Source organism: Erwinia sp. MYb375 (genome assembly GCF_037479175.1).
Taxonomy (GTDB): Bacteria; Pseudomonadota; Gammaproteobacteria; order Enterobacterales; family Enterobacteriaceae; genus Erwinia; species Erwinia rhapontici.
The window spans coordinates 354,120-379,142 of the sequence record NZ_JBBGZS010000014.1; the positions used below are offsets into that span (position 1 = coordinate 354,120).

Consider the following 25,023-nt stretch of genomic DNA (forward strand, 5'->3'; position numbering starts at 1 on the left):
TTACGGTTTTAACCCGGCAAAGGCTGCACGGATTTCCTCTTCCGGCAGCGCAATGCCGATAAATACCAGCGTGCTGGCAGGCTGTTCATCAGCCTGCCATTCGCGATCCCAGTCAGCGCTGTACAGACGCTGTACGCCCTGGAACAGCAGGCGGCACGGCTGATCGGCGATCCACAACATCCCTTTGTAACGCAGCAGCTTATCGGCAAAACCGGCCAGCAGATCCTCCATCACTTTTGAAACAGCCTCCAGTGCCAGCGGGTAGTCCAGCTCCAGCACCACCGAGGAGATGGCATTCTGCTGCTGCGGGATAAACTGAAAACGCGGTTTTGGCGTGACGATCGCCTCTTCCAGCATAAATCCCCGGGTATCAAACAACAACGCCAGGTCAATATCGCCATGGATCACCGGGTAAATCGGTGCCCGCGCATTGATGCGTTGCAAACGTTCCATCAGCTCCGGCGGCGTGCCATTGATATCCGTTTTGGTCAGCAGAATGCGGTCGGCGTAGCCTATTTGCGACTGCGCCAGAGTAAACTGATCCATCTGCTGCCCGGCATGGACGGCATCGACCAGCGCGATCACGCCGTCCAGCAGATAGCGCTCGCACAGGATCTCATGGGAGAAGAAGGTCTGAATAATTGGGCCAGGATCGGCCATGCCGGTGCATTCAATGATTAAGCGATCGAAGGTGATGTCGCCGTTATCCCGGCTGTCCAGCAGGTCGAGCAAGGCGGTTTCCAGCTCGCCGGAACGCGTACAGCAGATGCAGCCGTTAGTGAGGGTGGTGATTTGCGTGGCGCGATCGCCAAGTAGCTGATTATCGACGGCGACGGCACCAAACTCATTTTCAATCACCGCAATCTTATAGTCCTGCTGTTCATGCAGAATATGACGTAACAGCGTGGTTTTTCCCGCGCCGAGAAAACCGGTCAGTACCGTGACAGCAATGGGGGTCATAGGTTATCTACCTTGATAGTCGTCTTGCATCAGCAGCAGCGCATGCCGCCTTTTCCATCTCCGCCATAGCGCGCCTGCTGGCGCTCTCGGAAGAACTCTTTATAGGTCATCACCGGTTTATCCGGGTGATTGGTCTGCATGTGTTCAACGTAGGTATCGTAATCAGGAATGCCGACCAGCATACGCGCCGCCTGGCCGAGGTATTTCTTCGCCGCGCCTAAGTTATCGAACATGATGTATTCCCTGTTGTACAGATCGGAGTAGGGGCGAGGCATGCCTCGCCCGTCTTTTAACAGGGTTAATGGCCGGATGACACCTTAACCCCTTCTTTCGGCACCGGAACGTAAGCGGTTTCCGTATCGGTTGGTTCACTGGACTGGCGTGCGTTCAGCCAGGCTTTAATGCCGTAGAAGATAATACTGTACACCACTATGAGGAACAGAATACTCAGACCCGCGTTAGTGTAGTTGTTGATCACAATATGATTCATATTGCTCACCTGCTGTGCCGTCAGATCGGCCCCCCCGGCGGCCACTTTGGCTTTGTACTCGCTGGCCATATAGAAGAAGCCCTCCATCTGCGGATTGGTGCTGAACAGCTTGAGCGCCAGCGCCCAGGTGGTACAAATCAGCAGCCAGATAGCCGGTAGCATCGTCACCCAGATGTATTGCGTACGCTTCATCTTAATCAGCACTACGCTCGCCAGCACCAGCGCCACCGCGGCCAGCATCTGATTGGAGATACCGAACAGCGGCCACAGACTTTTCACGCCGCCCAGCGGGTCAACCACGCCCTGATACAGCAGATAGCCCCACAGGCCGACACAGCCTGCGGTGCCAATAATACCCGCCAGCATTGAATCGGTTTTTTTCAGGAATGGCACAAAGTTACCCAGCAGATCCTGCAACATAAAGCGGCCGGAACGGGTACCGGCATCCAGCGCGGTCAGGATAAACAGCGCTTCAAACAGGATGCCAAAGTGATACCAGAAGCCCATATCGGCAATCGGCATAATTTTGTCAAACACATGGGCAATCCCGACGGCCAGCGTTGGCGCACCACCCGCACGGTTCAGCACCGACGGCTCACCAATATCTTTCGCGGTTTGCAGGATTTGCTCGGGAGAAATCACAAAGCCCCAGGAGCTGACGGTGGCTGCCGCCTGAGCGGTCACATCCTGCAACTGCGCCATAATCATTGGCGCGTTGGCACCGCCCAGCTCATGCAGGTTTGGCATGACAATGCCGAGGCCTGCGGGTGGAGTGTTCATCGCGAAGTAGAGACCCGGTTCGATAATCGAGGCCGCGACCAGCGCCATCACTGCAACAAACGACTCCATCAGCATGGCGCCGTAACCGATAAAGCGCGCATCGGTTTCACAGGCCAGCAGTTTCGGCGTGGTACCGGAAGCGATCAGTGCATGGAAGCCTGAGACGGCACCGCAGGCGATCGTAATAAACAGGAACGGGAACAGCGCGCCTTTCCACAGCGGGCCAGTCCCATCAATGTACTGCGTCAGCGCCGGCATTTTCAGTTCAGGATTGAGAATGACAATCCCGATGGCCAGGCCAACAATCACCCCAATTTTCAGGAAGGTGGCCAGATAGTCACGCGGGGCCAGAATCAGCCACACGGGCAGCAATGCAGAAATAAAGGCATAGCCAATCAGTGTAAAGGTGATGGTGGTGTCTTTAAAAGTCAGTGCCGGACCCCAGTACGGGTCGTGGGCAATCACGCCACCAAAGTAGATCGAAGCAATCAGCAGGATGACGCCAATGACGGAGATTTCCCCGACCCGCCCCGGCCGGATAAAGCGCATATAGATGCCCATAAACAGCGCAATCGGCACCGTTGAGCAGACGGTAAACACGCCCCACGGACTTTCAGCCAGCGCTTTCACGACGATCAGGGCCAGCACCGCCAGGATGATAATCATGATCAGGAAGCAGCCGAACAGCGCAATGGTACCGGGAACCGGGCCCATCTCATTTTTGATCATCTCACCGAGCGAGGCGCCGTTACGGCGCTGGGAGATAAACAGCACCATAAAGTCCTGTACTGCACCGGCCAGCACCACGCCCGCCAGCAGCCACAGCACCCCAGGCAGGTAGCCCATCTGCGCCGCCAGCACCGGGCCGACCAGCGGGCCTGCTCCGGCAATCGCCGCGAAGTGATGCCCAAACAGGACGTTACGGTTGGTGGGCACGTAGTTCAGGCCATCGTTATTGATCACCGCAGGCGTCGCGCGGGTCGAGTCGAGTCTCATCACCTTCTGGGCGATGTAGAGGCTGTAATAACGATACGCCACCAGATAGACCGATACGGATGCCACAACGATCCACAGCGCACTGATATGTTCGCCGCGCCTGAGTGCGACCACGGCCAGACAACACGCACCGATGATCCCGAGAATCATCCAGGGTATATGCTTGAATAGCTTATTTTTATTCATAGAGGGACCTGGCTTTATACGAAGTTAGATGGTGTGCAATCGAAAGAAATTTATACCAGCGATATGGTGGCGAATTTATGCAGAAAGCAGGGGGATAATTCGTTGAGTGGCGATATGGGCGGTTAAGCGGTAGCTTACCGACGTAAGCGGTTTCGCCGGTAAACTAAAGGGGGGAAATATGTGACTGGGGTCTCACTGAAGCTGTCTGTTTTTTCCGGGGCCGTGGAAACGTTGCGTCGCTTGCCTACGGTTTTGTACCTGCAGTAGCATGCACCCGTGCATAAACAGGCTCAGCCGTAGCGGGTTGCTTAGAGGGGATGAGGTTTATCGGCTTCGTCTGTTTTCGCTCAGCTGGCGGTGCTGTTCCAGTTCATAATCAATAAATGCGCCAATCATTGCGCGGTACACTTTCTCGATAATCTCTTCCGGCAGATGGTGTTCTGCGGCCTGCTGACGCACTTTATCAATCACCTTCTGCACACGGTCCGGCGCACGCACCGCATCGCTATCTTTCTTAAATGCCGCAGCGGCTTTTACACATTCTCCCCGTTGGGCAATCAGCGCGACCAGGCGGATGTCGATCTGGTCGATGCTCTTTCTCACATCGTCAATAGAAGTAAAGGTCATGGTTGATCTCTCGTACTAGTTTTGTGGATCAAGCTTACCTAAAGTGATGCGCATTGACCAGCAGGAAAAGTCGTCAGCCTCGTTAATGTAAATTTCTCTGGTTTGGATCATTTTTATCCTGAATTTGCCCAATATTGCTGATATAACGAAGGCTAAAAAAAATTGTCTTTTATGAAACTTTTCAATAGCTCAGGGACTTTTCGCTGAATTTGACTTAAAGGAAGGGCGATGAGCGAACACTCAGGAAGAACAGATGATATGACCTCTGATTATGAACCTCTGGCGTCAATTCTTGCACGCCGTGCGCACCTGCGAGCGTTGTTTGTCAGCCAGCAATTTGCGGCACTCGATGCATTACTTGAACAGCAATCCCAGCCCTGGCTGAACGGTGTCAGTGAAGCGTACGACTATGAGTGGAGCATCGACATGCTGTTCGACCCGCTCCAGCCCGTAGCTGAGACTCTTGCGGCGCTGGAGGCGTGGGTCGCCCTTCATCCTGATTCCTACCATGCCCATCTGCTGCTGGGATGTTACTGGGAGCGTGCTGCGGGCCGTATCCGTACTCAAAATGGTGGTGATTACGTGACAGACGACCGCTGGATGGGAGCGGAACTGGCGCGTGATTCAGGGATTGCCGCCTATCTGCGCGCGCTGCCTTTGCACCCGAAACCCGCGTATGCGCTGTTCCGTATTTTCCGTCTGAGCTGTTATCTGGGTGAGCCGCAGTGGTTATTCGCACTGGCGCTGGGTGTACAGCCGGACAGCTATACGCAGCGCCAGTCTGAGGTCGACCCGGAGGTCTGGGCCGCTGGCATGCAGTGGTTGCGCGAGGAAGGGGGCAGTGAGCTGGCCATTATCCCTCAGGCCCTGCCGGCATGTTTATCGCCGCGCAGTGAAGAGGAGCAACAGAACAGTAAGCTTTACTGGCTGCGGCTGACGCTGGACGCGCGCCCGAATCTGTACACCATCCTCAGTTCCTGGGTGCATTTCCTCTATCCGCGTTGGGGCGGGAGCCATCAGGAAATGTCGGCGTTTATCGACAGTGACTGGTGTCGTGGATTGACCGAAAGTGAACGTAACGGTTTACGCATGACGCAGGCCTGGGATTATCTCGGCTATGTGGCGTTAATGCCGGAGGAGGATGATCGGGAGAACATTGCTTTTTGTCTGCGGCAATATGATGCCCTGTTAGCACTTAATCTGACTCCGCGCCAGCATGCTTCTGTGCTGCGTAACTACGCCAACTTCCTTTGCCACTACGCGCGCACGGAAGAGGGCGGTGAGGTGCACTGGAACCAACCCGAGATGCAGCGGGCCTACGATGCGCTGGTCAAGGCATGGCAGGTTGATCATCCGGTTGCCGATCCTGGGCTTCATGATGCGTTCAGCTCTTTACTCTCCTGCCTGGATTTTGCGGGTATTGAGGACAGCTTTGGCCTGCGCCCAATGTGGCTGGATCGCAGTCAGCAGTGGGGCGACTGCCAGTACGAGGTGCTGGTGGCGGGGCTGGCCAGCAAATATGGCTTTTATGGCATCCGTCAGGGGCAGTTTGACCATGAGCGACTGATCCCGCTGGGCCTGGCGCTGGAGTCCGATCTTGATATCGGCCAGGCAGGTGCCAACCTGTTTGAGTCTGTATCTGAAGAGGCGGGGGTTTTCCTGACGCAGGCCGCGGCTGACGCCGGGGATGCCTCGGCAATGGCCGGATTATACGACCTCTATTCGGGCCGGATGTCGCGCCGCTATGGCCGCGATGCCACAGCCTGGGAAAATCGCGAGCAGGCTCTGGCGTGGATGGAACGGGCAGCAGAGGCCGGTAACGTGATTTGCCAGTACAACCTGGGGTACGTCATTTCCCGTGAAAACGAGATTGTTAACGCACAGCAGTATCAGCGTGCACGCGATCTGTTTATCGGGGTGATGAATGCCGCTAATGTCGGGCTGGAAGTCTGGCAGCGCGCCACGCGTGAGCTGTCGGGATTGATCCTGTTTAATCAGTACGCCAGCGATGCGGATCGTCGCTTTGCGGTGGAAGAGGTGCTGGCTGCACTGTGGAACGACGAACGCCCTGACAATCAGGAGTACGCCGCCGCCTATTATGCTCACGCCTTCTTTACCGGTTCCGGCTGCGTTGCAAACCGTTATCTGGCCAAAGTCTGGGTGGATCGCGGCCTGGCCATCAGCCCGCAGGATGAGTATTTGCTGGAACGTGCAGGCGAGATTTATCAGCGTGGTGCCCTGTTCGGCGGATTGCGTTCATCAATGGCTTTTCGTCGCGATAAAGCGCGGATGGATGAGCGCGGCAGATCGATGACTTTTGATGCCGTAGAATAAGATAAAAAGTGGCTGCATACAGGGGCAGCCACGCTCTCGATGAATGATTCACATAAGCACACACGGAGTAAATACTAAAAAATAGTGATAATAGAATCTGCACTGGTTAACCAAAAATAAAAATGATAAATATTATTCCGAATGGAAAGTAAATGTACTTCAAGGAGAAGAAGTAATTTATGGATATTTATCTAAACAGAAGAAGTAACGATAACAAGTATTTCTCTGCCATGGGGCAGTCTGCTGCCTCGGATTTATACCGGGTGGCAGAAATCGTTGCCGGGAAACATATACGCGATCACTTTATCCGCGCCCGGTTTCTTGACGAGGTGAAAGCGTTTGCTAACGCTAATCTTCATGAAATCAATAAGTCTAAAAGTGATGCTCAATGCAAAGCCGCCATTAATAATATCAGGGAGGAGAGCAATAACATCAGCACTCAGGGCGATCGACTGACGATGGGGCAGGCAAAGATCTTTCTTACTGTCAGTATGGAGAAGTATAATAAAGAGCTGGGATATACCATTGATGCTGTGAATCTTGTCGTGGGTACGGTGCAGCTAGCAGGCGGGGTTTCTATAGCAAGGAGTGCAATTAAAACGGCATCTCTGATAGGGAAGATCGCAGGTTCCTACGTTGCCATTAGCGGTGGGAGTTCAGCAACAGAAAGTCTTTATAAATTAAATGGTGATGCTAACCCACCTAGTTTTTTGAAAGATGCCTACGTTGGGGCGGCTAAGTTCATGGGCTTTAATAAGAAGTTAGGTCTGACAGCCTACCACTCGATGGAAATCATCAGTTCCGCCTATGGCGTGTTCAGACTGGGCCTCAAGCCTGGCGCACATAGGTTGTATAGATTTATTCCTGCTGATTTTCGTATTCAGGTTAACCAGATGAGTAGAGCATCGTTAACTCTTGAAATACTGGTTTCTGGTAATAATTTGAGGGTGATTTCTGGCATGAATTTTAATAATAAGTCCACGCCATAGTTAGTTGTAAATTGCCACGTTGTAAAGCGTGGCTTATTATTATTTTTTTCTTTTTTTGTACATCCATGATTTTAACCCTAACAGTACGGGGAATACGACGGATGAGCATATAATGACAATGCAGATGATAAAGGCATTTCCTTCTATTATTTTCCATGTTGGATACTCTTTTGATATGCATGTGGCATTCAAGAGAAAAAGCATGGTTAATGTTATATATATGATTAATGAAAAGCTTGAGCCCAGATCTTTGATCACCTCTCTCAACGTCTCATCATAATCTAACGCATTATCACCCTCGACCTGCTCATCTTGTTTCGCCCGTTCTCTGGCCCTTCTGAGTTTTTTCAAATCGTTTTCGCTAAAACCGTTGGCGAGTAAATCCTTTTCTAATTCGGTCATGGTTCCCTCCTTTTATTCAATCATCCTTGTCATTCCCTTATCAGGTCGCGCTGCGGTGAGAGTAGAGGATAAGTCGGTTGAAAGACAGTCCTGGGATAAGAAAACTCATCTGCATCATGAAAAATGGACTATTAACTATTTATTTTTCATTAAGCTTAATCTCCTTCCATCAAAAAAGTGCAGTTACCATGTGTATCTCGATATTCTGTACCTCTTCCGCGTGACATCGAATAATTAATTTGTTAATAAAATCCTGATGAGATAGTTAATGTACTTCAAGGAGAAGAAGTAATTTATGGATATTTATCTAAACAGAAGAAGTAACGATAACAAGTATTTCGCTGCAATGGGGCAGTCTGCTGCCTCGGATTTATACCGGGTGGCAGAGATCGTTGCCGGGAAACATATACGCGATCACTTTATCCGCGCCCGGTTTCTTGACGAGGTGAAAGCGTTTGCTAACGCTAATCTTCATGAAATCAATAAGTCTAAAAGTGATGCTCAGTGCAAAGCCGCCATTAATAATATCAGGGAAGAAAGTCAGAACATTAGCATTCAGGGCGACCGACTGACGATGGGGCAGGCAAAGATCTTTCTTACTGTCAGTATGGAGAAGTATAATAAAGAACTGGGTTATACCATTGATGCAGTCGGATTGGCTTTAGGGGCTGGACAGTTTTTTGGTGGCACTATGATATTTAAAGGTGCACTTGAAAGTGCCTCTTTGATAGGAAAAGTTGCTGGAGTTTACGTTATGGTTAGTGGTTTTAGTTCAGGGAAAGAGAGCTATTCTAAGTTGGTTGGTGATGATGATCAAAATGATTTTTTGAAAGATACTTATGTTCGCATTGCTAAATTTATGGGTTTTGATAAAAAAATCGGCCTGACGGCTTACCATTCTATGGAAATAATTAGCTCTGCCTATGGAGTATTCAGAATGAGCTTGAAATCAAATGCGTGGCGATTGTACAAATTTATCCCATCTAATTTTCAGATGCAGGTTAATAGAATGAGCAAGGCACTGTTAACTCTTAAGATTATCGGCGCGGGCAATGAAATGAAACTTATTTTTGAAATGCATTCAAATGATTGATTAAAGTGAGTCTGGACGCATCGCCACACTATTTTAGTGTGGCTTTGTTATGGTTTATATTTTTTATTGTTTTTTCTTTCGTAACGCCAAGATTTGAAGCCCAGAAGTAACGGACTAGAAAAATTAGAAGCTAAAGTCACAACGATGATTGTTAATACATTTTCTTTTATTATTCGCCATAAAGTGTACTTTTCTGAAGTAAATGATGCATTCATGAGGATAAGTATTATTAAAATTAAAAATATAATTCCCAAAAAATAAGATCTCAGGTTTTTTATCTCCCGCCTCAACGTATCATCATAATCTAACGCATTATCACCCTCGACCTGCTCATCTTGTTTCGTCCGTTCTCTGGCCCTTCTGAACTTCTTTAAATCTTTTTCGCTAAAACCGTTGGCGAGTAAATCCTTTTCTAATTCGGTCATGGTTCTCTCCTTTTATTCAATCATCCTTGTCAGGCTGTGCTCGGGGAAGGATAGAGGATATAGCTGATGAAAGACAGTCCCGGGATAAGAAAATTCATCTGTATCATAAAAAATGGACTATTAACTATTTATTTTTCATTAAGGTTAATCTCCTTTCATCAGAAAAGTACAGTTTCCATGAGTACCTCGACACTCTGTACCTCTTCCGCGTGACATCGAATAATTAATTTTTTAATAAAATCCTGATGAGATAGTTAATGTACTTCAAGGAGAAGAAGTAATTTATGGATATTTATCTAAACAGAAGAAGTAACGATAACAAGTATTTCTCTGCCATGGGGCAGTCTGCTGCCTCGGATTTATACCGGGTGGCAGAGATCGTTGCCGGAAAACATATACGCGATTACTTTATCCGCGCAAGGTTTCTTGGTGAGGTGAAAGCGTTTGCTAACGCTAATCTTCATGAAATCAGCAACGCTAAAGGTGATGCTCAGTGTAAAGCCGCTATTAATAACATCAGGGAGGAGAGCAATAACATCAGCACTCAGGGCGACCGACTGACGATGGGGCAGGCAAAGATATTTCTCACTGTCAGTATGGAGAAGTATAATAAAGAGCTGGGTTATACCATTGATGCTATTGGACTTGCATTGGGAATGGGTCAGTTTTTTGGTGGTGGAGCAATAGTAAAAAGTGCATTTGATAGTGCTTCTGTGATAGGGAAAATCGCAGGTTTTTACGTTATGCTTAGCGGTGCAAGTTCAGCAGCGGAAAATTTATTTAAATTACTGGGTAGTAACAGTGCTCCTAATTTATTGAGAGACTCCTATGTCAGTATCGCCCATTTCATGGGGTTTGATAAGAAAGCTGGCCTAACGGCATACCACTCGATGGAAATCATGACTTCAGCTTACGGTGTGTTTAGAATGAGCGTTAAGCCCGATGCCTGGCGCTTATATAAATTTATTCCGGCTGATTTTCATATGCAGGTTAATCAGATGAATAAATCGTTTTTAATACTTAAAATTATTGGCGCAGGAAATAATATTCGTATTATATCGAGCATGAATAGTGATGGTGAGTTTTAGTGGGTTTTAAAGCTACCTCTGTTGCCACGCCGTTGGAGCGTGGCTTTTATAAGTTATTTTTTCTTGTTTTTTATTCTTCTGTAACGCCAGGATTTGAATCCAAGAAATAGTGGGCTAACAACAGATTGACATAGAATAAACATGGATAATATGAATATGTTTAATGCTATTATATCCCCCGATGAATGCTTTTCTGTAATGGATGATACATTCAATAACAAGAGTAAAATAAAAATAAACAATGCCATGCTGAAGAAGAACGATCCTATGTTTTTTATCTCTTTTCGTAACGTCTCATCATAATCTAACGCATTATCGCCCTCGACCTGCTCATCTTGTTTCGCCCGTTCTCTGGCCCTTCTGAGTTTTTTCAAATCGTTTTCGCTAAAACCGTTGGCGAGTAAATCCTTTTCTAATTCGGTCATGGTGGCCTCCCTTTATTCAATCATCCTTGTCATTCCTTTATCAGGTCGCGCTGTGGTGAGAGTAGAGGATACGGCGGTTGAAAGACAGGTTTGGGAGAGAGGAAACCATCAAAACCCCTAAAAATGGATAATTAGCGATTTATGGCGAAATAAGCAGAAGGCGGGAAAGCAGGGCTGCAACAGCGTGCAGCCCCGGAATATCGGATCACTGGCGTGGCAGATGGCAGATGGCAGCAGGTCAGCGCGTCTATCTACCCACCCCCCTCAGCAGTCATTCAAGCGCGGCAATCGTCTGAGCAAGTCGTTGTGAGCCAGGGATAAAATAATCTATTGTTCCCATGAGCAAATCCGGTCAGAATTTGCCTGGTAAAAAAGTTCCCTGCATCGTTCATTTCAGGGGGGCTCTAATCACCGGGCGCTATCGCCAGATCGGCGAACAGACAGGATAATTTTTCCAGGGAATTACGATATTGAAAATAAAATACTTCATAGCCGCAAGCCTGATGTTCGCTGCGCAGAACGCGCTGGCCGCAGGTTTTGACTGCACGTTAACCGGGTTGAATGAAACGGAAAAAACTATCTGTGCGGATACGTATCTTTCCGGGCTGGATAACGTGACCAACGGTTACTTTGTGAAAGCGATGGACAACAGCTACGGCGTGGGGACGCTGGCCAGAGATCAGCGCAAGTGGCTGGCAGAAAGAAACCGCTGTGGCACCGACGCGGAATGCATTAAGCAGCGTTACATTGAGCGCAATAAAATTCTGTCGCGCGCCGGGGTTTATCACAAGATCAGTGATGTCTTTACCCGTCCCGGCGATAAGCTGGATAAACCTGTCGCCCCCGGATTAAAGAGTGAAGCCGGTTTCACGCTGTCAGAGGAGCCGTGGCGCGTCCGTCCGTTAATCACCTCCAGTGATGTTGCCAATCTGACCGTGGGCACCAGCGGGCATTATCTCAGCACCCTGACGCACCGCATCGTGAATAATGACCTGATTGTATTTGTGGTGCTGTATGTCGAAAAAGATCAGAAGAAGGGCGCGTTTCTTCTCAGGCTGAAAGACGGAGAGAAACCCCGGGTAGAGGCGGTGTACGAGGGATATAACCTTGAGCTGTCACTGCTGGATAAAAACGGCGCAGCCCAAGGCGATATTCTCTATTCCGTGGCGGAATACCGGGCGCCGGGCGTGGCGGTGAACAGCGAAAGTGACTTTGCGACGCCGCAGGCTTTTGCGCTGAAGGTGTCTGCGAAAGAGATCGGCAATATCATAGAGATGACCCCGCCAGCCAGCGAACCCGCCAACAAGAAGTGGGTGGGCTATTGTGGCAGTAACGAGTGCAACAGCCGGCTGACTTCCCCGGACGGCCAGTGGCGTCTGGCCTCCGCCGATCGCAGCAATAGCGAGATTGACGAAGGGATGTACGTCTTCCCGCATGACCGGCCGGATGCCGGTATGAACGTGTTCCTGCCGCAGGCGGATACCGCCAAAGGGGCGGATTACAGTTATGACCGCAATTATGTCTGGGGACGGGGTTCGTCATTCTATTTTGACAATGAGGGCGGTTATGCCTGCATCTGGAAAACCGATCTTGCAGACAAAACCACCAAGCGCATTCTTCCGGTCGAGGCCTTCTTACAGCCACATTACGTAAACTATAATGGTGAAGATATGATTATCGCGTCTTACACTTATTATAATGAAAATGGCGACTATCGGAGCGAAGAAGTCTATCTCGCTAAAAAATAATGCTTCCTTTTATCACCCTCTGGTTTTTAACATCAGAGGGTGATTTTTCCGCTATTTAAATATTATTTGTCTGATGATGATCCGTGCACGGCCTCCCTCTGCAGGATTTCCATATAATGTATACTGTCAGGTCAGATAACTGGCTATCTGAACAGGTAATAATTAAGTTATAAAAGTAAAATAGAATACAAAATTATAATAAAATACGGGTCCATTTATATGGAGTGATCTTCGTCATGCTAGGAAGAAGAGGGGGGATATCTCCCAATGATGAACACCTTGAATTTATATGCCGGATGGCCTTTCTCAGTGGCCTTGTGGTCATCGTGGGATGGCTGGCGGTGTTCATTTCCCTAAAGGAGTGGGGAATTGTCATCTCGCTGCTGGCATTGGGGGGCGCGGCATTTTGTAGCTGGCGTATTGCGATGCGTGGCAACTTTTCGACCGGACTGATGCTGGCGCAGGGGGTGCATATGGCGTATGCGGTCGGCTATTGCCTGCTGTGTGATGTGCCGGATGACGGTATTCCCAGAACCACGCATCTCTATCTTCTGACCATCGCGCTGGTGGGATACATTAACTATCAACGCAAACCCACGCGCGTGCAGATGGCGCTGATAGCGGCCAGCCTGTTGTCATTTATGGCCCTCAGCAGTGCTGACCTGATTTTCCCTTTCGCCAGCCCACTCCCGCACCCGTTGCGCTTCTTTATTTCGCTGGTCAATGCCATTTTGGCGACCGTTATTCTGTGTGGCGGCATCGTGGCGATGCATGCTGACTTCTCCCGCCGCAACGAAAAAATCAGGGCCATCCAGCATGCGCTGTACAATAACGAGTTTGTGTTGTTCTACCAGCCTTTGCTGAATTCATCCGGGCAGATCAACGGTGCTGAAGCACTGCTGCGCTGGCAATGCCCTGGCAAGGGGATGGTCCCGCCGTCGGAATTTATTCCTGATGCACAACAGGCCGGGCTGATGCCCGCCGTGGGCGATTGGGTGATTGTCAGCGCCTTCCGGGAGCTGGCGCAGTGGCAGAATAACCCGGCGACCGCGCATCTGACCCTTTCCGTGAATATCACCGTTGACCATCTGATGAAGCCAGACTTCGTCCCCAATCTGATACGCCAGGCCGAAGTGACACAGGTGTCCCCTTCGCGCGTTAAGCTTGAGCTGACAGAAAGCGTTTTCGCCACGGATATTGAAACCGTGGTGGCGAAAATGCATGTGCTGGCTGCTGCCGGATTCCGCTTCTCCCTCGACGATTTCGGTACCGGATTTTCATCGCTCAGTTATCTGCGTCGCCTGCCGCTGGAGCATATAAAAATCGACCGCAGCTTTATTTCCGGAGCAACGGAAGGGCCAAAAGGAGCGGTGATCGCCATGAACATTGCGCGGATGGGGCTTGAGCTAAAGCTGGAAGTGCTGGCCGAAGGGATTGAAACGGCTGAACAATGGTCGGTGATGCAGGCGTTCGGTTGCACGGCGTTTCAGGGCTTTTACTTTTCCCGTCCGCTCAGCATGAGTGATTTTCGTGCATTTACTGCGAAACACGGTAGCGGAGTTACCGGCTGAATATTCTGCCGTCTTTGCCGATAACAAGATTGAGAGTGGCTCCTCACACAGTTGCCAGAGAGCCTGAAATTCCAATCTTTGCCTAAGGTGAAAACATGTTCAGAATAAATAATATAAAACTCAGTGTGATGCTGAACCTGGCCTTTCTGGCGGTGATTGCTGGCGGAGTGATGGTGTCGGTCTTTGCGGGCATTAAACTTTCCGATGCCAACGATCAGCAGAAGTTAACCAGTGCGCGTCTGGATGACCTGCAGATACTGCGAACGGTTAAGGATAATACCAGCCTGCAATCCAAGCTGATGCTGCGGGCACTTGCCACGGAAAATGGCCCGATTGCGTCTGATACCCTGGTGAAAATTGAACAGGCTCAGGCCGATAATCAGGCGATCATTACCCATTTTCGCCAGTTGGTCGAGGGCGCGAAATCGCTGCCAGGCATTAACCTGAAAGAAGTGGAGGAAGCCTCCGGACTGCTGGCTGCTATTGAGAAAACACAGCCGGAGTTTGTCGCGGTTATGACCCGGCTTCTACAGCTGAAAAGTGCCAATGACATGCAGGGTGAACGCGCGCTAATTACCGGCCCTCTTCAGGCCACCCAGGATGCCTATCTGGCGGCTATTGATGACATGGTCAATTATCAGAGCCGGGTGACGAAAGGCACCGCCGTTCAGTCGCAGCAAAGCCTCTCCGGCGTATTTTTCACGCTGATCGTTCTGACGGTGGCTTCTGTCATGCTGGGGCTGTTGATGAGCTGGCTGATCACCCGCCACATCAAACGTCAACTGGGAGGAGAGCCTGCCCAGGCCCAGCGTCTGGCTTCGGCCATTGCCGATGGTGACCTGCATACCACGGTTGAACTGCGTGCCAGAGATACCACCAGTCTGCTGGCCTCGCTGGATGTGATGCAGACCCGTCTGCGTGGGCTGGTGACGCAGATTAAGGAAACCGCAGCATCGGTCTCACTGGCTTCGGATGAGATTGCCCAGGGCAATACCGAGCTGTCTTCGCGCACGGAACAACAGGCAGCGGCGTTGCAGCAGACGGCTGCCAGCATGGAGCAGCTCACGGCCACCATTAGAAATAACTCCCAGAACGCAACACAGACGGCAACGTCTGCACGTGGTGCAGCAGTACTGGCACGGGAAGGTGAGGAACATGTCCAGGCAATGGGCAGCACCATGAAAGACATTGCGCACAGTTCTGGAAAAATTCGTGATATCACGGGCGTCATCGAGGGCATCGCCTTCCAGACTAACATTCTGGCGCTGAATGCGGCCGTTGAGGCTGCACGTGCGGGTGAGCAGGGGCGCGGGTTCGCCGTGGTTGCTGGTGAAGTTCGCATCCTTGCACAGCGAAGCGCAACGGCCGCGCGTGAAATCAAGTCTCTTATCGCTGAAGCCGTGGCAGAAGTCGAAAATGGTGTGACGGTGGCTGACAATACCGGACGTAGTATTGTGGCGGTAGTGAGCATGGTAAGCGAACTGGCGGCCTCGATGGATGAAATCGCCCTGGCCTCCAGTGAACAAATGCAGGGTATTTCGCAAATCAGTACAGCGGTCAGCCAGATGGATAATGTCACGCAGAGCAATGCGGCGCTGGTGGAAGAGTCTTCAACCGCATCACACTCTCTGGCGGAACAGGTCCACAGTCTTCAGGCGATGACGGATACATTCCGCGTATGACCGTCCAGGGGGGAATGCCCCCTGGGTGTAACTGACTCTCTGGCGCTGTTTTTTCGTTAAAACAGCGCGTTGATCGCGGAATAGGGCGTCGCCGTTGCCATCAGCGGCGCGGTCTCATTATCCGATAAGAAGCCACGCACTAACTGTTCGTTGTGCGCCCAAAGCGTTTGCGGCAACCAGGATCCCACGCTGATGCGGCGCACACCGTATTCACTCAAATCATCTAACGGTGGCAGGCCGGGCCAGATACTCACGTTGAGCAGCAGGTCGCTGCTTTTGGCGATCGCCTGAATCTCCTGCGCTTCCACTAATCCCAGCACAAACAGCCCATCAGCCCCGGCGTGCCGGTAGTTCTGTGCTCTGAGGATCACTTCGCCCGCCCTATCCCCGGCCGGGACCAGATTGCGTGCGTAGACGTCCGTACGAACATTGATATACAGCTCAACGCCTGTGCTCATGCTGGCGGCTCTGATGGCCTCAACCTTACGGCAGAGCCACTGTGGATCGGCGCTGCCGTCTTCGATATTGATGCCCACCACGCCCACATCGATCATCCGTCTTACCGTGTCGGCCACGGTGGCAGGATGTTCGTGATAACCCCCTTCGATATCGGCGCTGAGGGGGATGTTGATCACGCGGGCGATGGATGCGGCGCGGGCAACATACTCTGCGACCGGGAGCTGGTTGCCATCGCGATAGCCCAGCGACCAGGCAACGCCCGCGCTGGTGGTGGCAATCGCCTGTGCGCCGAGCATTTCGATCTGGCGTGCGCTCCCGGCATCCCAGGCATTGGGCAGACGCAGAGGGAGGGGCTGGTGGTGCAGGGCGTGGAACCGGGCGGCGGAAGAGGTGTTCATCAGATGTTCTCCAAAAAAGAACGATTCTAATCATGCTTAATTTTCTTGATAATAGCTGCCAATAAGATTCATTCGTTTATTGAGAGCAATAATGCCTGTGCCGCCTCTGCACTTAGTGCAAACCTTTATCGCTGTGGTTGAACACAACAGTTTTGCCCGTGCGGCGGAAGCGCTGGCGATCACCCCTTCCTCCGTCAGTCGTTTTATCAAGATGCTGGAACACCATCTGGGCACCCCGTTGCTGAACCGTACCACGCGGGCGATGTCGCTGACCGACACCGGGCAGCGCTATTTTTCTGAATGCCAGCAGGCGTTAGGCCAGTTGCGCGATGCCGCCGATCGGGTGCGCGACGAACAGGTCAGGCCGCAAGGCAGGCTGGTGGTCAGCGCACCTGTTGCGTTTGGTCATACCCATGTGGTGCCACATCTGGCGGCGTTTCTTCAGGCCTGGCCTGAGGTGCAGCTGGATCTGCGTCTGTCTGATGGTTACGTCGATCTGGTGGCTGACGGGATAATGCTGGCGCTGCGTATTGGCCAGATGAAGGATTCTTCACTGGTTGCCCATAAAATGCTGGAGAACCGACGCATTCTGGTGGCATCGAAGGCCTACCTGGCGTTAAGAGGCACGCCCACAACGATTGATCAGCTTGGGCAGCACGCGTGTATTGTCTCTGCGGCCAGCCAGGATGGTCTGTCCTGGCGTCTGTTTTCTCAGGGGGAACAGCGCACGCTGGAACCCCGTGGGCGCGTTAACGTGGACAACGCAGATGCAGCCCGACGGCTGTGCATCGACGGCCTCGGCATTGCCTTTCACTCTGCGTTAACGATGGCGGCGGCGATCAATGCCGGGGATCTGGTGCAGGTGCTACCGCAGTGGACCGGGCGCGAAACCGGGTTGTACTGCGTGCGACCCAACCGGCGCATTGGCCCGGCGGCACGGGCGTTTATTGAATTTTATTCAGCGCGCTGGTCGATCGAATAAAAACGCCATCCAGACGGATGGCGCTAAATTAAGGGAGCTCACTCAATGCCGTACTTCTTGTCAGTGACAAATTTCGGCTCTTTCCAGTTCGGGCCTTTGACCGCCTGTCCGTTCAGGTCCTGAAGCACGCCTTTCCTGAATAATTCGTTATACGTTGCAGAAAGCTCTCCGCTGGATATGACGTCATACCGGTTATAAGTGAACAACTTATCTAGCTTTTTATAATCAGATGTAGGCCCCAGGAAGGTTAATACATCCTCTACACTTTCATTTTTTACTATTTCGGTTAAAGACATAATTGTTACCTTATGAAAATATCATCGATATAGATTATCCCTTCAGATGTTGAGTTTTTTATTTTATTTCTCGGTATATCTATACGTAAAGGATATGAATAAGAACGCCATCCAGACGGATGGCGCTAAATTAAGGGAGCTTACTCAATGCCGTACTTCTTGTCAGTGACAAATTTCGGTTCTTTCCAGTTTGGGCCTTTTTCCATAAAGAGTTTTTTGTTTCCATCAGCTTTCCTTCTTTGACCAGGCGCTGGCAGGTAAACAGAAGTTCCCTTTCTGCCGCTACTTCGAATTTGTACCGGACATACATTCGGTCAATCCATGGATAAGAAGTTCGCAGTGCAAAATACAGCAGCACATCTTCCACGCTTTCATTTTGATAAATCCCTTCAAGATCAAGCATTCGTCGCTCTCCTTTGCTTTGTAATATACTTTCCGCCCCGGTGCAGTACTGGACGTGTTTTCTTCCTGGTGTTGCCCCGTCTATTTGCGACAACACCTGAAAAATTCCCCCTGAGGGGCATTATAATACAGTCACGCAATACCGTATTTTTTGTCAGTGACAAATTTCGGCTCTTTCCAGTTCGGGCCCTTTTCCATAAGAGGCTTCCCTGTTTCGATCAGTTTTCCTTCTTTTACCAGTCGCTGGCAGGTGAACAGAAGTTCCCTTTCTGCCGCTACTTCAAATTTGTACTGAACATACATTAGATCAATGGTTGGGTAAGGGGTTCGCAGTGCGAAATACAGCAGAACATCTTCCACGCTTTCATTTTGATAAATCCCTTCAAGATCAAGCATTACTTGTTCTCCTCTTCTTTTCTGGATGCCTCTAACGCCTCTGGTGTATAGAGGGGATCGCTTTTTTCGTTGATTTTATAGTCTTCAAGTGTGGCCGTATGAGTGTTATTCCACACTTCTTTAGCATTATCAGGCACAGTATTATCTTTAACTCCAAGATTTCTGTACCGTTCCAGCTCCCGGATTTCATGCGTATAATAACGCTTATCGGTATCTGTCACCTGTAGCTCGCCTGTCAGAATTTTTTCCAGGCGTTCGATCATCACTTTATTGCTAGCTGATTCCCCAAAGCGCCCTGCGTGCAGTTTTACCTTGTCGATACCGGCACGGTCAATGGTTGCCTCTTTCCAGTCCAGGTTCTGAATGGGGCCACCCGCCTTGTCCTTATTGTAATCACGCCCGCTGTATTTACCTTTGGCATTGGTTTCGCCGTACGGGCTGTTGTACATGATGTACTGCGGCTTCAGGCCTGATTCAGGGGGGAACACCAGAATGATATCGTGAATGCCTGGTGGTTCTTCCACCGGGGTGATCAGCACCGTCGGACCCTGTGGGACCGTCACCGGGCCACCGAAATGCGCGATCTGTTCAGGAACCGGGACCGGGTCGGCCAGCGTGGATGAACCCGCACCCGGCTGATTGACAGGGCTGACCAGAATGGTTGGGCCCTGTACATCAGCGACTTTGGGCAGGGTAACTCCCCAGTAGCCGGTGACGCTATCCTGAACCGCCGTACCACCTGCACCTTTCCCGGTACTTTGCTGCGCACCAGCTGGGTTTCCAGCGTGCCGTCGTCGCGCACCACCAGACGTCCGCGCACGGCCATATCGATCGGGGTACCCGCGTCAGCCGCGCGGAGAAGTGCGCTTGCGTCGGGCAGGGACAGAATATCGGCACTCAGCAGGGCACTGATGTCCCGGCCAGACTGGCGGCGGCAATACCACGCAATTCTGTCAGTACCGCAGAAATGCGCGATAACAGGCTACCCGCTACGTCTTCACCAAGCGTAATGGCTCCCGCTGAGGCGATGGCCCAACTGGCAGGTGCTGTGGATGCGGGCGTACCGATCTCAACGCCGCGTACGGCCTGTACACTGGCAGATCGAAGGCGGTTGGTTGCGGCTTCTCTCTGTGCTTTCGCCGCTGCTTCTGCTTTTGCACGGGCTTCAGCAGCCTGCTTTGCTGCCTTCTGTTTGCGAGCCGCATTAATCACCGCAAGCTCCGCCTTAGCCTGTTTTGTGGCTTTTATCGCATTACGTATCCGTTGCCCTGCCTGACCGCTATTAGCCATCCGTGCATTGTTGGCAATGATTTTATTCAGCGCGGCAATGCGCGTATCGGAGGTGTCACCTTTAAAGGTGATAATCACCGAATTGAACGGATCCAGTGTGTTAGTGCTACTGCCGTTACCACTAATGCCGTTACCACTAATGCCGTTACCACTATTGCCGCTACCGGCATCCGGATTTGCTGGCGCCGGGCCAAGGTTAACGCCGAAGACATAGCCACCGACAAGGGGGCTTATTCCTATGGCCTGACCATATTCATTAATAAAATAGCCGGTAAAAATCGCCGGATTCAGGCCCGCTTTCAAGGCCAGTGTGTCACCGACCGATCGCGATATACCCGGTGTTGTGCCCGAACCCTTACCGGAAGCGCTACCTTTGCCTTTATCGTGATTACCAGCATTTCCCGTGCTGCCACCGCCCGGACTCGGCTCACTTCCGCGCTCCCGACTCCATCCCGTGCCATCACCTTTGCCACCACCGTAATTAAATCCCGGCATGATGCTCTCCTTTGCTCTTTCTGTGGTTAATGCTGTGCGTATACACAGTAAAGCCGAGGCTATGCCGAAATCTTTCTTACGACCAGACTACCTTGTTGTGTCAGAGAACAGCGTTACGATGCGAGCCTTTCAGCTAAACAGCTTTAATGCCTCAATACGTGTCAGCGCCGTATTCAGCGCGGCATCATCGGCGGTCAGGCTGATGCGGATATAGCCTTCACCGCCATGGCCAAATCCGGTGCCGGGGGCCACGATAATATGCGCCTCCTTCAGCAGTCGTTCGGCAAACGGCTGGGCACGCTCTCCGTCAGGCACGGGAAGCCAGAGGAAGAAGGTGCCCTGATTAGGCGGTACAGGCCAGTTCATGGCGGCCAGCTTTTGCAGCACCCACTCGCGGCGCTGGTGATAGACGTTGGCCAACTGCTGAATCTGCGATGCAGGCAGCGACAGCGCTGTGATGGCGGCATCCTGAATCGCGCCGAACACGGTGCTGTAACTGTGGGTGTGCAGTTTTTTAAACGCACGGATAATCGAGGCATTTCCCACCGCAAAGCCAAAACGCCATCCTGCCATGCAGAACGTTTTCGACATCGTATAGGTTTCCACGCCCCATTCTTTCGCTCCCGGCTGTGCCAGCAGGCTGGCCGGGATGTCGCCGGCATGGCTGCCAATCGCCGCGTAGGCAAAGTCATGCAGCACCGGGGTGTGGTACTCGCGGGCAAAGGCGAGCGCCGCGTCGAACAGTGCCGGCGTGGCCATCGCGCCGGTCGGGTTGTGCGGATAGTTCAGGATCAGCAGCCCGCTCTGCCGTGCCACCTCTTCAGGGACGCGTGAGAAGTCGGGCAGGAAATTATCCTTCTCCTCCAGCAGGATGCCGTAAAACTGCGCCTGTGACTGCACTGCCGCTGAGCGGTACATCGGGTAGCAGGGATCGGTGGAAATGATCGTTTGCCCCGGGCTGACCACCGCACGCGGGATGCCGTTCACACCGATGTGCGCCCCCTGAAACACGGCGATTTCGCTCTCCGGGTCAAGCTCAACGCCATAGTGGTTCAGGTAAAAATCAGCGATCGCCTGCCGCACCTGCGGCTTGCCCCAGAAGGAAGGATATTCATGGTTGGCGGGTGATGCCGCCGTGGCTTGCAGCGTAGCGATAATCGCAGGCGGTGTTGGCTGTCGCGGGCTGCCGCTCGACAGGTCAATCAGTGACAGTTCCGAGGTATCCACCTCTCGTGCCAGTTTTTCCAGCACGCTAAATAAGTTCTCTTCCAGGGCATTAACCAGAGGGGAGGCAGCGAAATCAGGCATGGTATTCTCGAATTAAACAGTGATGGTTCAATATGACATTAATGTTGATGTCGGCCTAAAAGATAAAAATCACTATCGATGTGCAATAAACAGATATGTGATGGTTGATTATCCTTATCACAAAAAAGCAAAATTAAACGCCGCTGTTTTACTTACAACCGGAAGAGGGCTGTGATTTAATCAATTTTATTCGCACTCTTTTCAGGGAAAATATTGATGAAAAAGCCCGTTCTTCTCGGCATTGTTGTTGCTTTGTTATCGACCTCTTCATTTCTTGCTAATGCTCAGGGTAAATTAATTCGCGTCGGATTTAATCCCGGCCCTTATAAAGAGCAGTTCGAAAAAGGGGTTGCTCCTTATTTGATCAAGAAAGGGTATAAAGTCGAGTATAAAGATTTTAGCGATGGCATTCAGGTTAACGATGCCGTAGCACGCGGTAATATTGAAGCCAATATTATGCAGCATCCTGTTTACCTGCAATCGGTCAATGAACGTCTGGGCATTGATAACACCGGTATTGTGCAGGTACCAACGCCGCCGATGGGGCTTTATGCCGGTAAGATCAAACAGCTGGCAACCCCAAAACCGGGCACCACTATTTCCGTGCCCAATCAGGCGGCAAACGAGTATCGCGCAGCCCTGGTCCTGCAAAGTCTGGGCTGGATTAAGATCGCCGACAACAGCGATGCGGCCACTTTCTCTCAGCGTAACATTACGGAAAACCCGTATAAAATCGTGCTGAAAGAGATGGATAACGCACAGCAGGTGCGCGCACTTCCCGACGTCGATTACGGCCTGATTCAGGGGAACTTTGCGGTCTCCAACGGCATTAAACTCGACTCCGCGCTGAAACTCGAATCGGCCAGCAGTAAATTTATTAATGTGGTGACCGTCGCCGGTAAAAATAAACAGGCTGAGTTCGCTAAAGACATTATTGCCGGTTATCACTCTGCAGAATTCAAACAGTATATTCTCGGGCATGAGCAGTACAAAGGCTATCTGTTCCCTGACTATCTGAAGTGAATAATGCCATGATTGAGTTTCGCCAGGTCAGTAAAACTTTTTCCAGAAACGGTAATGATATTCTGGCGCTGGATAATATCAGCCTGAATATCGATAAAGGTGATGTGTTCGGGATTATTGGTTACAGCGGTGCCGGGAAAAGTACCCTGCTGCGTTTAATCAATCGTCTTGAATCACCCGGCAGCGGTGAGGTGGTGATTAACGGTGAATCGTTACAGCACGTCAGTGGAAAACGCCTGAATACCGTAAAAAAAGATATCGGCATGATCTTTCAGAATTTCAATCTGCTGAATTCGAAAACGGTATTTCACAATATCGCCATCCCGTTAATTTTACAGGGACGCGACCGGGCGTTTATTCAGGCCCGGGTGACGGAGTTGCTGGCGTTCGTCAATCTCAGTGACAAAATCCACAGCTACCCTAACGAGCTGTCCGGTGGGCAAAAGCAGCGCGTGGGGATCGCTCGTGCGCTGGCCACTAACCCGTCGGTGCTGCTGTGTGATGAGGCCACCTCGGCGCTGGACCCGCATACCACGGTGCAGATCTTGCTGTTGTTGCAGGAGATCAACCGCCGCTACGGCATCACCATTGTGCTGATTACCCATGAAATGTCGGTGATCCAAAAAATCTGCAACAAGGTGGCGGTGATGGAAAACGGTCGGGTGGTCGAGCAGGGGGAGGTTTTCACCCTGTTTGCCGACCCCCAACATGCGGTGACCGCCAGCTTTGTCCAGTCGGTGATCCACGATCGCCTGCCGCAAAGCGTGGTCGATCTGTTGCAGCGTACCGGTAACGGACAAACGCTGCGGCTGGAGTTTGTTGGCGCTACCGCGCAACAGCCGATCATTAACCGCATTATCAAAGACTACGCCATCGAAGTGAATATCCTGTTCGCCAGTATGTCCGAGGTTCAGAGCACGATCCTCGGCTTTATGATCGTGCAGATCCTGGGCGAGGCAGAGCAGACCGACAGCGCCGTGCGCTACCTCCGCGAAGCAGGAGTGAAAATCACCCATGTTTGACTTTATCGATACCGCCGTGACCGGCGATCAGTTCCTGCTGGCGCTGCATGACACCCTGGTGATGATCGCCGTGTCGCTGGGTTTTGGTTCATTGCTGGGGGTCCCGCTGGGGATTGTGCTGGTGGTGTGCCGTCCTGGCGGCATCCTGCCGAACCGTTTTGTCCATCAGGTGCTGAACCCGGTGATCAACGTCCTGCGTTCGCTGCCGTTTATCATTTTGCTGATCACCATTCTGCCCTTCACCCGGCTGTTGGTGGGCACCACCATTGGGACGGCGGGCGCGATTGTGCCGCTGATTGTGTTTATCGCCCCGTATATTTCGCGGCTGGTGGAAAGCTCCCTGCTGGAAGTGGATGAAGGCATTCTTGAAGCGGCCGATGCGATGGGCGCCACGGTCGGCCAGACCATCTGGCACTTTATGCTGCCGGAGGCCGCATCTTCACTGATCCTCGCCCTGACCACGGCAACCATCGGGCTGCTGGGGGCGACCGCCATGGCGGGCACCGTCGGGGGCGGCGGGATTGGTGACCTGGCGATCACCTACGGCTACCAGCGGTTTGACGCGTTTGCCACGCTGGTGACAGCGCTGGTGCTGATTGTCATCGTCCAGCTTATTCAGACACTCGGCACCCGTCTGTCGCGCCGCATCCGACGCGAATAACGGCCCTCTTTTTAACGTTTTAAGGAGTTATAACATGCCAGTTGTAGAGAGCTTCACCCTCGACCACACCCTTGTCAAAGCGCCGTATGTGCGCCCGGCGGGTTATGAACGCCATGCGCTGGGCAGCGTGGTGCAAAAATTTGACCTGCGCTTCCTGCAACCGAATGCTGACGCCATTCCTACGGCGGCCCTGCATACGCTGGAGCACCTGCTGGCCTTTGGCCTGCGCGAAGAGCTGGAAGGCGTTATCGATATCTCGCCGATGGGCTGCCGCACCGGGTTCTATCTGATCCTGTGGGATGAGCATCAGCCTGCGGAGATCGCCGCGGCATTAACACGTGTGCTGGAACGTGTGGTGACGGCAACGGATGTGCCTGCCGTGACGGCGCTGGCCTGTGGCAACTACCGTGACCATTCGCTGTTCTCCGCTCAGGAGTATGCGAAGCAGGTCCTTGCAGCAGGCATCAGCGACGACGCCTTCAGGAGGTAATCTGC

25 protein-coding genes and 1 pseudogene are annotated in these 25,023 nt (G+C 51.7%); 12 read left to right on the forward strand and 14 right to left on the reverse strand.

The window, feature by feature from the left end; translation table 11 throughout:
* From yjiA to WH279_RS08185, 4 genes are all read right to left on the reverse strand, one after another.
* Positions 1–960, reverse strand: coding sequence for a GTPase (yjiA, locus tag WH279_RS08170; protein WP_200641234.1), 960 nt, complete (start codon positions 958–960; stop codon positions 1–3).
* A 29-nt stretch (positions 961–989) separates the two neighbouring features.
* A complete protein-coding gene (locus tag WH279_RS08175) occupies positions 990–1,193 on the reverse strand; it encodes a YbdD/YjiX family protein (protein WP_133843580.1) in 204 nt (67 codons plus the stop codon).
* 65 nt (positions 1,194–1,258) lie between these two features.
* Entirely contained in the window at positions 1,259–3,412 is a 2,154-nt protein-coding gene (locus WH279_RS08180; RefSeq protein WP_339455742.1) for a carbon starvation CstA family protein, read from the reverse strand.
* Between the two features lie 324 nt (positions 3,413–3,736).
* Entirely contained in the window at positions 3,737–4,039 is a 303-nt protein-coding gene (locus WH279_RS08185) for a chorismate mutase (RefSeq protein WP_339455744.1), read from the reverse strand.
* A gap of 228 nt (positions 4,040–4,267) precedes the next feature.
* Between WH279_RS08185 and WH279_RS08190 the strand changes: the two genes are divergently transcribed.
* Together WH279_RS08190 and WH279_RS08195 are read left to right on the forward strand one after the other, a co-directional pair.
* Entirely contained in the window at positions 4,268–6,373 is a 2,106-nt protein-coding gene (locus WH279_RS08190) for a DUF4034 domain-containing protein (RefSeq protein WP_339455746.1), read from the forward strand.
* Between the two features lie 179 nt (positions 6,374–6,552).
* Positions 6,553–7,362, forward strand: a complete 810-nt coding sequence (locus WH279_RS08195) for a DUF4225 domain-containing protein (protein WP_133843572.1) — start codon at positions 6,553–6,555, stop codon at positions 7,360–7,362.
* Positions 7,363–7,401: 39 nt separating this feature from the next.
* On the opposite strand, the gene WH279_RS08200 is transcribed toward WH279_RS08195, so the two are convergent.
* Positions 7,402–7,764: a hypothetical protein gene (locus WH279_RS08200; RefSeq protein WP_133843570.1), complete on the reverse strand. Its 363-nt coding sequence runs from the start codon at positions 7,762–7,764 to the stop codon at positions 7,402–7,404.
* A gap of 295 nt (positions 7,765–8,059) precedes the next feature.
* On the opposite strand from WH279_RS08200, the gene WH279_RS08205 reads away from it, so the two are divergent.
* Positions 8,060–8,857, forward strand: coding sequence for a DUF4225 domain-containing protein (locus tag WH279_RS08205; RefSeq protein WP_339455749.1), 798 nt, complete (start codon positions 8,060–8,062; stop codon positions 8,855–8,857).
* A gap of 47 nt (positions 8,858–8,904) precedes the next feature.
* On the opposite strand, the gene WH279_RS08210 is transcribed toward WH279_RS08205, so the two are convergent.
* On the reverse strand, positions 8,905–9,282 hold the full coding sequence (locus WH279_RS08210) for a hypothetical protein (RefSeq protein WP_339455751.1): 378 nt from the start codon (positions 9,280–9,282) through the stop codon (positions 8,905–8,907).
* A gap of 284 nt (positions 9,283–9,566) precedes the next feature.
* On the opposite strand from WH279_RS08210, the gene WH279_RS08215 reads away from it, so the two are divergent.
* On the forward strand, positions 9,567–10,370 hold the full coding sequence (locus WH279_RS08215) for a DUF4225 domain-containing protein (RefSeq protein WP_339455753.1): 804 nt from the start codon (positions 9,567–9,569) through the stop codon (positions 10,368–10,370).
* 53 nt (positions 10,371–10,423) lie between these two features.
* Here WH279_RS08215 and WH279_RS08220 read toward each other — a convergent pair whose 3' ends face one another.
* The gene (locus tag WH279_RS08220) at positions 10,424–10,795 is read right to left on the reverse strand and encodes a hypothetical protein (RefSeq protein ID WP_339455755.1); all 372 of its coding nucleotides are present in this window, start codon (positions 10,793–10,795) and stop codon (positions 10,424–10,426) included.
* Positions 10,796–11,265: 470 nt separating this feature from the next.
* Between WH279_RS08220 and WH279_RS08225 the strand changes: the two genes are divergently transcribed.
* From WH279_RS08225 to WH279_RS08235, 3 genes are all read left to right on the forward strand, one after another.
* On the forward strand, positions 11,266–12,543 hold the full coding sequence (locus tag WH279_RS08225) for a lysozyme inhibitor LprI family protein (RefSeq protein WP_339455757.1): 1,278 nt from the start codon (positions 11,266–11,268) through the stop codon (positions 12,541–12,543).
* Between the two features lie 296 nt (positions 12,544–12,839).
* Positions 12,840–14,114 carry a putative bifunctional diguanylate cyclase/phosphodiesterase gene (locus WH279_RS08230; RefSeq protein ID WP_339455759.1) on the forward strand — a complete coding sequence of 425 codons (1,275 nt, stop codon included), beginning with the start codon at positions 12,840–12,842 and terminating at the stop codon, positions 14,112–14,114.
* Positions 14,115–14,209: 95 nt separating this feature from the next.
* Complete coding sequence (locus WH279_RS08235) at positions 14,210–15,796, forward strand: methyl-accepting chemotaxis protein (RefSeq protein WP_133843554.1); 1,587 nt, start codon at positions 14,210–14,212, stop codon at positions 15,794–15,796.
* Between the two features lie 56 nt (positions 15,797–15,852).
* Here the strand turns inward: WH279_RS08235 and WH279_RS08240 are convergent, their stop codons facing one another.
* Positions 15,853–16,653, reverse strand: coding sequence for an isocitrate lyase/PEP mutase family protein (locus WH279_RS08240; RefSeq protein ID WP_339455761.1), 801 nt, complete (start codon positions 16,651–16,653; stop codon positions 15,853–15,855).
* Between the two features lie 91 nt (positions 16,654–16,744).
* Between WH279_RS08240 and WH279_RS08245 the strand changes: the two genes are divergently transcribed.
* Positions 16,745–17,635, forward strand: a complete 891-nt coding sequence (locus tag WH279_RS08245) for a LysR family transcriptional regulator (RefSeq protein WP_339455763.1) — start codon at positions 16,745–16,747, stop codon at positions 17,633–17,635.
* A 38-nt stretch (positions 17,636–17,673) separates the two neighbouring features.
* On the opposite strand, the gene WH279_RS08250 is transcribed toward WH279_RS08245, so the two are convergent.
* The 6 genes and pseudogenes from WH279_RS08250 to WH279_RS08275 all read right to left on the reverse strand — a co-directional run bounded on the left by WH279_RS08250 (position 17,674) and on the right by WH279_RS08275 (position 21,822).
* On the reverse strand, positions 17,674–17,931 hold the full coding sequence (locus WH279_RS08250) for an immunity protein (protein ID WP_339455765.1): 258 nt from the start codon (positions 17,929–17,931) through the stop codon (positions 17,674–17,676).
* A gap of 140 nt (positions 17,932–18,071) precedes the next feature.
* A pseudogene (locus WH279_RS08255) lies at positions 18,072–18,334 on the reverse strand (immunity protein).
* A gap of 131 nt (positions 18,335–18,465) precedes the next feature.
* Entirely contained in the window at positions 18,466–18,729 is a 264-nt protein-coding gene (locus tag WH279_RS08260; RefSeq protein ID WP_339455767.1) for an immunity protein, read from the reverse strand.
* Positions 18,729–19,421 (reverse strand): S-type pyocin domain-containing protein, encoded by a 693-nt coding sequence (locus WH279_RS08265; RefSeq protein ID WP_339456252.1) that lies wholly within the window; start codon positions 19,419–19,421, stop codon positions 18,729–18,731. The genes WH279_RS08260 and WH279_RS08265 overlap by 1 nt, the downstream gene beginning before the upstream one ends.
* Positions 19,422–19,626: 205 nt before the next feature.
* Positions 19,627–20,514: a hypothetical protein gene (locus WH279_RS08270; RefSeq protein WP_339455768.1), complete on the reverse strand. Its 888-nt coding sequence runs from the start codon at positions 20,512–20,514 to the stop codon at positions 19,627–19,629.
* A 129-nt stretch (positions 20,515–20,643) separates the two neighbouring features.
* Entirely contained in the window at positions 20,644–21,822 is a 1,179-nt protein-coding gene (locus tag WH279_RS08275; protein WP_339455770.1) for an aminotransferase class I/II-fold pyridoxal phosphate-dependent enzyme, read from the reverse strand.
* 216 nt (positions 21,823–22,038) lie between these two features.
* On the opposite strand from WH279_RS08275, the gene WH279_RS08280 reads away from it, so the two are divergent.
* Genes WH279_RS08280 through WH279_RS08295 form a run of 4 tightly spaced genes read left to right on the forward strand, consistent with a single transcriptional unit; the run spans position 22,039 to position 25,018 of the window.
* Positions 22,039–22,845 (forward strand): MetQ/NlpA family ABC transporter substrate-binding protein, encoded by an 807-nt coding sequence (locus WH279_RS08280; protein WP_339455772.1) that lies wholly within the window; start codon positions 22,039–22,041, stop codon positions 22,843–22,845.
* Between the two features lie 8 nt (positions 22,846–22,853).
* Entirely contained in the window at positions 22,854–23,867 is a 1,014-nt protein-coding gene (locus WH279_RS08285; protein ID WP_171148839.1) for a methionine ABC transporter ATP-binding protein, read from the forward strand.
* Positions 23,860–24,528, forward strand: coding sequence for a methionine ABC transporter permease (locus WH279_RS08290; protein WP_133843536.1), 669 nt, complete (start codon positions 23,860–23,862; stop codon positions 24,526–24,528). The genes WH279_RS08285 and WH279_RS08290 overlap by 8 nt, the downstream gene beginning before the upstream one ends.
* Before the next feature lie 34 nt (positions 24,529–24,562).
* Entirely contained in the window at positions 24,563–25,018 is a 456-nt protein-coding gene (locus tag WH279_RS08295; protein ID WP_339455776.1) for an S-ribosylhomocysteine lyase, read from the forward strand.
* Positions 25,019–25,023: the final 5 nt, after the last annotated feature.